This is a genomic window from Streptomyces sp. HSS9-12 (genome assembly GCF_054963655.1).
This window is the reverse complement of sequence record NZ_JBUEGC010000017.1, coordinates 102,317-112,432: the sequence shown is the minus strand read 5'-3', so window position 1 is coordinate 112,432 and position 10,116 is coordinate 102,317. Positions and strand designations below refer to the sequence as shown.

At 70.2% G+C, this 10,116-nt stretch carries 8 protein-coding genes; 7 read left to right on the top strand and 1 reads right to left on the bottom strand.

Annotated features, from left to right (window positions below; all coding sequences use genetic code 11):
- Complete coding sequence (locus tag ACY34J_RS11970) at positions 1–1,881, bottom strand: helix-turn-helix domain-containing protein (RefSeq protein ID WP_462726384.1); 1,881 nt, start codon at positions 1,879–1,881, stop codon at positions 1–3.
- Between the two features lie 124 nt (positions 1,882–2,005).
- Between ACY34J_RS11970 and ACY34J_RS11965 the strand changes: the two genes are divergently transcribed.
- The 7 genes from ACY34J_RS11965 (at position 2,006) to ACY34J_RS11935 (ending at position 10,082) form a co-directional block, all read left to right on the top strand.
- The gene (locus ACY34J_RS11965; RefSeq protein WP_462726385.1) at positions 2,006–3,121 is read left to right on the top strand and encodes an FAD binding domain-containing protein; all 1,116 of its coding nucleotides are present in this window, start codon (positions 2,006–2,008) and stop codon (positions 3,119–3,121) included.
- A gap of 65 nt (positions 3,122–3,186) precedes the next feature.
- Positions 3,187–4,386 carry an FAD binding domain-containing protein gene (locus tag ACY34J_RS11960; protein ID WP_462726386.1) on the top strand — a complete coding sequence of 400 codons (1,200 nt, stop codon included), beginning with the start codon at positions 3,187–3,189 and terminating at the stop codon, positions 4,384–4,386.
- Between the two features lie 51 nt (positions 4,387–4,437).
- Positions 4,438–4,887 (top strand): cupin domain-containing protein, encoded by a 450-nt coding sequence (locus ACY34J_RS11955; RefSeq protein ID WP_355895648.1) that lies wholly within the window; start codon positions 4,438–4,440, stop codon positions 4,885–4,887.
- A 149-nt stretch (positions 4,888–5,036) separates the two neighbouring features.
- The gene (locus tag ACY34J_RS11950) at positions 5,037–5,921 is read left to right on the top strand and encodes an FAD binding domain-containing protein (RefSeq protein ID WP_462726387.1); all 885 of its coding nucleotides are present in this window, start codon (positions 5,037–5,039) and stop codon (positions 5,919–5,921) included.
- A complete protein-coding gene (locus ACY34J_RS11945; RefSeq protein WP_462726388.1) occupies positions 5,918–6,484 on the top strand; it encodes a (2Fe-2S)-binding protein in 567 nt (188 codons plus the stop codon). The genes ACY34J_RS11950 and ACY34J_RS11945 overlap by 4 nt, the downstream gene beginning before the upstream one ends.
- Positions 6,484–8,922, top strand: coding sequence for a xanthine dehydrogenase family protein molybdopterin-binding subunit (locus tag ACY34J_RS11940; protein WP_462726389.1), 2,439 nt, complete (start codon positions 6,484–6,486; stop codon positions 8,920–8,922). Before ACY34J_RS11945 ends, ACY34J_RS11940 begins: the two co-directional genes overlap by 1 nt.
- The gene (locus tag ACY34J_RS11935) at positions 8,922–10,082 is read left to right on the top strand and encodes an XdhC family protein (protein WP_462726390.1); all 1,161 of its coding nucleotides are present in this window, start codon (positions 8,922–8,924) and stop codon (positions 10,080–10,082) included. Before ACY34J_RS11940 ends, ACY34J_RS11935 begins: the two co-directional genes overlap by 1 nt.
- Positions 10,083–10,116 lie beyond the last annotated feature (34 nt).

The following is a 10,116-nucleotide window of genomic DNA, read 5'->3' as shown; positions in this document are numbered from 1 at the left end:
TCACCGGAGCCCTTCGGTGTGCTCGGGCCAGGCATGGCCGAGCACGTCCCTGCTCATCAACGCGGCCTTGATCTGAAGCAGGGTGTCCGGCTGCGAGAGAGGCGAGCCGAGCAATTCCTCGATCCGCTTGAGCCGCAGGCCGACGGTGTTCGGGTGCACGTACAGCGCGGCTGCCGTCCGGGCGGTGTTCAGCTCCTGCTCCAGGTAGGTGCGCAGGGTCTCCATCAGGGCGGCGTCCTTGCGGGAGTCGTAGTCGCGCAGCGGTGCCAGGACCCGGTCCGCGAAGCGGATCAGCTCGCGCGGGTCGTCGAGCTGGAGGAGCAGACCGTATATGCCGAGATCGGACAGTGTGACCGTCCGGTCCCGCCCTCCGCTCAGCTGCCCGAGTTCGATGGCTCCGCGGGCCACCCGGAAAGCAGCCGCGTACTCGTGGAGTTCGGAGCAGCTCTCCCCGACCGCCACGGTCACGGTGGAGCCGTTCAGCGTCCGGCTGACCGCCTGGCGGATCGAGTCGCCGGCGGCCACCGGGTCGGCGTGCTGCTTCGAGGTGCCGTCGGGCCACAGCACCACCACGAACTCACCCCAGTTGGTGACCAGCGGTCGCGGTCTGATGCCCTCGGTCGCGCCCTGCACGATGCCGAGCAGCCGCCGTACGTCGGCCGGTCCGGCATCCCCTGGACGATGCGCGGCCGCGGGGTCCGCCGTCGCGGCGTCTGCCTTGATCACCAGCACCCCGTGCGGCCGGGAGAGGTCGTGGCCGAGCGTCTGGGCACGTGATCGCAGCGTCCCGGACGCGGCGCCGGAGAGCAGATCGCTCAGCAGGTCTCCCCGCAGCCGCCACTCCACCTCCAAAGCGGTCCGGCGGCGCAGCAGTTCGAGGGCGGCCACGGTGGCGCCGTGCTCCACGGCGCGGTGTCCGAGCGGGCCGAGGTCGGCGAGCCGGCCCGGCAGCCAGATCCGCGCCACGAGCTCTCCGCCGAGCAGCACCGGCGCCACGATCCGCGGTCCGACGTCCGCGGCCTCCACCTCAGTCAGCCGTTCGGAGACGGTCTCATCCGGGAGCTCGACGTTCGGGACGTCCAGTCGGGCGCCGCCCTTCTTGGCGCTCCCGAGCGGGTGGCCGGTCGGATCGGTGATCAGGACCGGGCAGGTGAGGAGTCCGGACAGGGCAGTGGCGACGCCTTGTACGCCTGCCGCGCGCAGAGCCACGGATGTCAGATCGTGGTGGATCTGCTCGGCCTCCTGCAACAGCCGGTGCTGTGCGGTCAGCGACTCGTTCAGCTCCTCGAGGTCGGCGATGGTGTCGCGTTCGCGGTCGCGGAGCCTGGCGGTCTCGATGGCTATCCCCGCCTGATCGGCCAGCGTGAGCAGCAGCTCCAGCTCGTCGGCGGTGAAGGCGTGAACCTGGGGCCGGTAGCAGTTCAACGTGCCGGCCGGCACTCCGGCGACCTTGAGCGGTACGGACACCATGGAACGGTAGCCCTGCTCGCGCGCCAGCTCTTCCCAGGGCCGGAACATCGGCTCCGCCGTGACGTCCTCGATCGCGAGGGGCTCGCCGCTGTTGAACGCCCGGCTGGACGGGCCCTCCCCCAGCGGCCCGGGCCCGAGCCGGATCGGGTGGTCGGTGTTGACGCGCGCGACGTACTCGGGGGAGAAACCGTAGGACCCCTCGATCACCAAGGCGTCCTGACTTTCGTTGGCCAGCAGCACGCCGCAGAGCTCGTAACCCATGAGGGTGCAGGCCTTCTCTGCCACCAGATCCAGGAGCACCGGCAGGGGTACGGGCTTGTTCACGGCGGTCGCGATCTCTGCGACGCCCGACAGCCACCGCCGCACCTCGTTCGTGCCGTCATCGGTACGGCTGGGGAGCGTTTTGTACACGGCGTTCACTGTGCCTACGCACAGCGAATTCGACAAGGGGGGTGCCGCCACACATTGAGCGGGTTCGAGTCGCTCCGGGACAGTGGGGAGCACAGATCTTCAACCGAATCGCCAAGGAGTGCCCGTGCCTCCGCGTGTCGTCGTGGTCGGTGGCTCCCTCGGCGGGCTCAGTGCAGCCCTGTACCTGCACCGGAGGGGTGCGGACGTCGAGGTGTTCGAGCGCAACGCGTACGAACCGTCCGACCGCGGAGCGGGCGTGCTGCTGCTCCCGTCGACAGAGCGGCTGCTCGCCGAGTCCGGCGCCCTCGATATCGCCGTGGCGCGGACGGTGCGCCACTTCGACGCCCAGGGCGTGCTCCTTCATGAAGAGCCTCGCGCTCACCACTTTGCATCCTGGGCCGCGCTGCACCAGGCGCTGCTGACAGCTTTGGGCCGCGACCGGGTGCGCCGAAACCACGCGGTGGTCGGTTTCGAGCAGGACGGCCGGGCCGCCGCGGTCCTCTTCCGCGGGGGGCGGGTCGAGCGGGCCGACCTGGTGGTCTGCGCCGATGGCACCGGCTCGACGAGCCGGCGGCTGCTGCTCCCTCGGTCCTTCCCGCGTTACGCCGGATATGTCGCCTGGCGGGGCCGGGTGCGCGAGAGCGACCTGCCGCCGTCCGCGTCCCGGGTTCTCACGGGTGCGGTGAGCTTTCTGCGACTGTCGGACGGCTATGTGAGGGTGAGCCCCGCGCCGGGGCGCCTGCTCGACTTCGTCTGGTACCGCGACGTCCCGGACGGCCGGGCGCTCGCCGCCGTGCTCACCGATCGCACGGGTGTCCAGCGCTCGCTGACGGTTCCGGCGGGCATGGTGCCCGAGGCGTCCGTGCAGCGGTTGCGGGAAGCGGCGGCCGAGGTGATGCCGCCGGTCTTCGCCGAGCTGGCGACGCGGGCACCCGAGCCGTACATCGAGCAGATCGTCGATGTCGCGGTGCCCCGGATGGTCGTCGAGCGGATCTGCCTGATCGGCGACGCGGCCTTCACATCGCGTCCCCCCGCGACGGCAGCCGCGGCGAAGGCGGTCGAGGACGGCTGGTCCCTCGCCGAGGCGGTCGACCGTACGGGCGCTGATGTGCCGGTCGCCCTCGCCGAGTGGGAGCCGCCGCGGCTGCACGGAGGGCGCCGGCTGGTCGCCGGTGCACGGGCCCTCGGCCGCCATGCGGGACTGTGGGAATCCACAGTCAATTGGCCATTCACCGTGTAGCCACACATGTTCCGGCCTCGCCTCGCAGGCCAGTCTGGTCGGGCCCAGAACAGACCTGGAGGCAGATGATGAACGAATACGGCCGGCTGCGAGTGGCGGTGGTCGGCGGGTCCATGGGCGGTTTGACCGCCGCCCTGGTCCTGCACGAGCTCGGTTGCCGGGTGGATGTGTACGAGCGGTCACCTGAGCTGCTCGACGGGCGCGGGGCCGGAGTGGTCCTGCAGCCGGACACCATGCGCTGGTTCCAGGAGCGCGGCGGAATCGCCGCGGTGGAGCAGGTGAGCACCGGATCCTCCACGCTGCGCTACCTCGGACCGGGCAACGAGATCATTCACGACGAGCCCAGCCAATGGCGGTTCACCTCGTGGACGGCCACCTACCGGGCCCTCCTCGACGACTTCGGAACCGAGCGGTACCACCTGGGTGAGCATGTGGCAGGGCTCGACCAGGACGCCGACCAGGTGACGCTGAGGTTCGTCAGCGGGCGGCAGGTCAAGGCGGACCTGGTGGTGTTCGCGGACGGTATCTCCTCCACCGGTCGGCGGCGGCTGCTGCCGGAGGTGCGGCCGCAGTACTCCGGCTATGTCGGATGGCGCGGCACGGTGCTGGAGAGCGAGGTCAGCGAGGAGACCTTCGAGCTGCTGCACGACTCGCTCGCCTACTCGGTCGGACCGAGCACCCACATCTGCATGTACCCGATCCCCGGTCCGGCCGGGGCGCTGGAGATCGGCAAGCGGCACCTTAACTACGTCTGGTACCGCAATGTCGCCGAGGGGCCGGAGCTGGACGAACTGCTCACCGACAAGCGGGGCTTCCCCTGCGCGGTGTCGGTCCACCCCGGGATGGTGCAGGACCGTTACGTCGAGGAGATGCGCGCCGCAGCTCGGGAGCAGCTGGCACCGGCCGCCGCCGAGATCGTGGAGCGCACCGAGCAGCCGTTCATCCAGCCGGTCCTGGACATCGAGGTGCCCAGGATGGCGTTCGGCCGGGTGGTCCTCACCGGTGATGCCGCCTTTGCCGCACGGCCACACGCCGCGGCCGGCACCGCGAAGGCCGCCGCCGACGCGTGGGCCCTGGCCGACGCGCTGCGCGAGACCGGCGGCGATGTGGTCTCCGCCCTGGAGAAGTGGGAGCCCGGCCAGCTCGAACTCGGCCGCAACCTGCTGGCTCGGGTCCGTGCCATGGGGACCCGCTATCAGGTCGACGGCACCGCCGATCCTCGCGACCGCTCGCTGCGGTTCGGGCTGTACGGCCCGGACCGGTGACAGCCGGTAGCAGACAGCAGACATCCGTAACGACAGGAAGGAGGTCCGCCCATGCCTGAGGTTCCCGAGGTACAGGTGGTCCGGCACGACGAGCTCGACGACGACACCCCGCAGACTCCGGGTCTGCAGCGCTTCGAGGCGGTGTCCGCGAAGCGACTGGGCTCCACGGAGCTGTGGATGGGACTGTCCGTCCTCCCGGCGGGCGCGAAGACGGGCGTCCACCATCACGGCGAGTCCGAGACGGCCCTGTACGTGCTCAGCGGCATCGGCCGCTGGTGGGTCGGCGACCGGCTGGACCAGGCCCGCGAGGCGCATGCCGGGGACTTCGTGTTCATCCCGCCGGGCGCGGTGCACTGGGAGGAGAACGGCAGCGACACCGAGCCGGTGCGCATGATCGTCGCGCGCAGTACACAGGACGCCATCGTCGTCAATCTCGACCACCACCCATACGCTCCGGCGCACAGCTCGGACCCCGCCCAGGACCGCGCGTCCCATGGTTGAGAACACATGATCCGTGCCACAGCCTGTGGATCAGCACAGTCACCTCCTGGATGGCGCGACGTAATCTCGGGGTAACCGCACCCCCTGCCGACCTCGGCCCGGGCCCCGGTCACTCGCCCTTCCTCAGGAGCCGCACCGAAGGACAGGCAATGAAGCCGCCCACATTCACGTACTGCGATCCCGAATCCGTCGATGAAGCCGTCACCCTCAAGAACGAGTACGGCATCGACTCCCTCGTCCTCGCCGGAGGACAGAGCCTTCTCCCCATGCTGAACATCCGGCTCGCCAGGCCGGAAGCGCTGATCGACATCAACAAGATCGGTGAGCTGCAGAAGATCGAGCGCTGGTCCGACGCCCTGGAGATCGGCGCAGGGGTCCGGCAGTACGAGCTGGAGAACCACCCTCTCGTCCAAGAGCTGGTCCCACTGCTGCCCCAGGCCGTCAAGTTCATCGGCCACATCGAGAACCGCCACCGCGGCACGGTGGGGGGCAGCATCGCGCACGCCGACTCCGCCGCCGAACTGCCCTGCACGGCGGTGGCGCTCGACGCGACGGTGGTCGTACAGGGCCCGTCGGGCTCCCGCACCATCGCCGCCCAGGACTTTTTCCAGGGCTGGATGACCACCGCCCTGGAGCCGGAGGAGGTCCTCGTGGCGGTCCGCTATCCGGTCATGCCGTGGACCGCCGGCCACGGGTTCGTCGAGGTCGCCAGGCGGGAGGGCGACTTCGCGCTCGCCGGTGCCGCCGCGGTGGTGAACCTCGGCGAGGACGGCCGCTTCGCCTCCCTCTCCGTCAGCGCCGCCAGCATCTCGGACACCCCCGTGCGCGCCACCGAGGTCGAGCAGGCGCTGACCGGCGAGCTGCCGACCAAGGAGAACATCGCCAAGGCTGCCCAGGAGATCGTGCCCTCGGTCACCTCGGGAGACGACATGCACGCCACGCGCGCGTACCGCCGGCACCTGGCCACCGTCGTGGTGCAGCGAGCGATCACCGCGGCCGTGGCCCGCGCTCACGAGAGGAGCAACCAGCAGTGACGACTTCCACCGGCAGCAAGTACCGCACCGACCGCCGGACCGTGACCGTGCGCATCAACGGCCGGGGCGTGACGCGCGAGGTCTCCACGCGCACCACGCTCGCCGACTTCCTGCGCGACGAACTCGACCTGGTCAGTGTCCATCTCGGCTGCGAACACGGCGTGTGCGGATGCTGCACCATCCTCCTCGACGGCCACTCGGTGCGCTCCTGCCTGATGCTCGCCGTCCAGGCCGACGGGCACGCCATCGAGACCGTCGAAAGCCTGTCCGGCAACCCGGCGGAGCTGCACCCCATCCAGGAGGCCTTCGCCGAGGAACAGGGGCTGCAGTGCGGCTTCTGCACGCCCGCGATGGTGCTGCGCACCAAGGAGATCATCGAGACCGGTCGTGAGCTGACCGATGCCGAGGTGCGCCACGAGATCTCCGGGATCCTGTGCCGCTGCACCGGCTACCAGAACATCGTCAACGCGGTCCAGTCCGCCAGTGCCAAGCTCCGCTGCGGTGCGGCCGGGGCCGGCTGCTGCGCGGCGGCGGCCGACGACAGCACGGGAGGTCGCCACTGATGGCTGCGGAGCACACGAACACCATGGACAAGCCCGGCTACAAGTACCTCGGCGCGGACCGCAAGCGGGTCGAGGACCCGCGGCTGCTGGTCGGCCGCGGCGGGTACATCGCGGACCTCAAAATCCCGGGGATGCTGCACGCAGCGATCCTGCGCAGCCCCGTGCCGCACGCGCGGATCCGGTCCATCGACGCCACCGAGGCGCTGAAGCTGCCGGGAGTCGTCGCCGTGGTCACGGGCGAGGACTGCAAGGCGAAGATGAACCCCTGCATGAACTTCGGCCCGGCCACCGTCGCACAGTATCCGCTGGCGGTGGACAAGGTCCGCTACGTCGGCGAGGCCGTCGCGGCGGTCATCGCGGAGAGCCGGTACATCGCCGAGGACGCCGTGGAGCTGCTGGAGGTCGACTTCGAGGACCTCCCGCCGGTCACCGACCCGATGGCGGCCATGGAGCCCGGGTCCGCCCTGCTGCACGAGGAGCACGGCAGCAACATCGGCTACGAGCGGACCTTTGAGTTCGGCGATGTGAACGCCGCGTTCTCCCAGGCCGACTTCGTGGTGGAAGACAGCCTCCACTGGGGCCGCTCCGCGGGTATGCCGATGGAGACTTCGGGCGCGGTGGCCCAGCCAGGGCTCAACGGTGTGCTGGAGATCTACTGCAACTCGCTCAACTTCAGCTACTTCTCCTTCCTGATCGCAGCGGCACTGAAGCTGCCGTCCAACAAGCTGACGATGAAGCCGGTCCCCGCCGGCGGCAGCTTCGGCAGCAAGTTCACCGCGCACAAGGTGCCCACCCTCGCCGGCTTCCTGGCCCTGCAGGTGGGCCGCCCGGTCTCGTACATCGAGGACCGGATCGACCACCTGATGAACTCCGATCACCACGCGTCCGACCGCTACTACGACGCCCGCATGGGCTTCCGCGGCGACGGGACGATCGTCGGACTCGACATCGACGTCGTCGACGACTACGGCGCCTACATGCAGTTCGGAGTCGGCACCCACGGCAACGCCTTCTCCCAGATCGTCGGCCCGTACAAGTTCCGCGACGTGAAGTACCACCTGCGTGCGGTGCTCACGAACAAGTGCCAGCAGGGCGCGTACCGTGGCTTCGGCTCCGAGGTGCACAACTGGGTGCTGGAGCGGCTGATCGACAAGGCGGCGCAGCGGCTGGGGCTCGCCCCGGAGGAGATCCGCCGCCGCAACTTCATCCAGCCCGACCAGTTCCCGTACAAGATCCCCGGCGGCAACGTCTACGACAGTGGCAACTACCCGGAAGTGCTGGACAAAGCCCTGTCGATGATCGACCTGGACAAGTGGCGTGCCGAGCAGAAGCGGCTGCGGGAGGAGGAGGGCCGCTACATCGGCATCGGCCTGGCCACCACCCAGGAGCGCAGCGTGTTCAGCGCCACCGAGTTCTGGGCGCTGATGGACAACCCGGCGTTCCCTCTCACCTCGAGCCCCGAGAGCGCGACGGTGACGATCGACCCCACCGGCGAGTTCCAGCTGCTGCTGCACTGCCAGTCGATGTGGGGCAACAGCCCCGAGACGGTGGGCGCCACCGTGCTGGCCGAGGAGTTCGGCATCGCGCCGGAGAGCGTGAACGTCCGGTACGCCGACTCCGCTCACGCGCTGCCGGGCACCGGCCCGGGCGGCAGCCGCTACACCGTCATGCTGGCCGGTGCCGTCAGGGGCGCGGCGCGCAAACTGCAGAAGAAGCTCATCGACATCGCCGCGCACACCCTCGAGGTGGCCGCGGAGGACCTCGAGCTCGTCGACGCACGCGTGCAGGTCAAGGGCGCACCGGAGCGGGGACTGACGCTGGCCGAACTGGCGGGAACCGCCTACTTCTTCGCGCTCAACCTGCCCGAGGGCATGACCAGCGGGCTGGAGGAGTCCTACACCTACGACCACCCGTACACGACGCTCCCGTCACCGGACCGCTCGGACCTGGGCGTCTTCTACCCGATCATGGGCCACGCCTGCCATATCGCGGTTCTGGAGGTCGACCCCGACACCGGGATCCTGTCCTTCCTCGACTACGTGGCGGTGCATGACGCCGGGACGATCGTAAACCCCAAGAGCCTGGGCGGCCACGTCACCGGCGGCGCCGCGCAGGGGCTCGGGTCCACGCTGTACGAGGAGCTGGCCTACGACGAGGACGGGCAGTTCAAGTCCTCGACGTTCATGGACTATCTGGTTCCCACGGCCAACGAGGTTCCGGCGTTCCGCATGGCGCACGTCGAGACCCCGTCACCGTTCACCGAGTACGGCATCAAGGGCGGCGGTGAGGGCGGCCGCATGGTGACCCCGTCGGTCGTCTCGGCGGCCATCGACGACGCGCTACGGGACTTCGGGATGCGGGTCCGGGAGCTCCCGGTCAAGCCCTCGGAGATCGTGGCGGCAGTGCAGGCGGGGCGCGCTGCGGCAGGGTCTGTCTGATGTCCGCCACCGCCGCGGAGCTGCTCGCGGTCCTCGGAGAGCTCCGGCCCGAGGACCGCGAGCTCCGGCCTGAGGACCGGCTCCGGCCCGAGGACCGCGTGGGACGCCCCCGCCCTGTCGCCCTCGCCACGCTGGTCGCCGTTCGCGGCTCGTCCTACCGCCGGCCCGGAGCCCGGCTGCTGATACGCGAGGACGGCAGTACGGCCGGCAACCTCACCGGCGGCTGCCTCGACGCCGAAATCGTCGAGGCAGCCCGTGAGGTCGAACGGACCGGGGCCGCCCGGATGGTGACGTTCGACCTCACCGCCGACGAGGAGGCCGTCCTCGGCTGGGGCATGGGATGCAACGGCGTGCTCGACATCCTCGTCGAACCGGCCGGGTCCGCCCGGGCCGCGGGACTCGTACTCGCCGAAGCGGTGTCAGCCCGCCGCAGGACCACCGTGCTGACGCTCATCTCGGGCGCAGCCATCGGCCGGCGCTGGTGGCAGGTCGGCTCCGCGGAGCCGACCGGCGGGGCCGACGCCGGGCCCCCGCCGAGCGCGGTCCGGTCCGCGCTCGCCGCAGGCCGCAGCGGCCTGGTGACGCTGCCCTCCGCAGCGGGCGAGGAGCGGGCGTTCGTCGAGGTCCTTGATCCGCCGCCGCGGCTCGTGGTGTGCGGTGCGGGCGTCGACGCGGTGCCGGTGACCCGCCGCGCAGCGGAGCTCGGCTGGGACGTCGTCGTGGTCGACGACCGGCGTCTCGTGCTGGACCCCGACCGCTTCCCGCCGGGGACCAGGTTGGTCCTCAGCGCTGCGGGCACGGTCCGTGAGCTGCCGGTGGACAGCAACACCTATGTCGTCGTGATGAGCCATAACTTTCTGCGGGACCGCGACTACCTGGGCGCGGCTCTCGGCACCGCCGCCAGATACATCGGGGTCCTTGGGCCTCGCCGGCGGCTGCAACGGCTGCTCGACGACCTCAGCCGCAACGGAGTGCTGCCGACCGAGCTGGACGAGCTGCGGCTCCACGGCCCCGCCGGGCTGGACCTCGGCGCGCAGGGACCGGACGAGATCGCCATCTCGATCGTCGCCGAAGTCCTGGCCGCCAGCCGCGGACGTGCCGGCCAGGAGACCATCAGCCGCCCGTATGCGCTGGATCTCGCTGCAGAGCCCACTGGCTGAACGAGCCCGATACCTGAAGTCCATCGATAGGAAC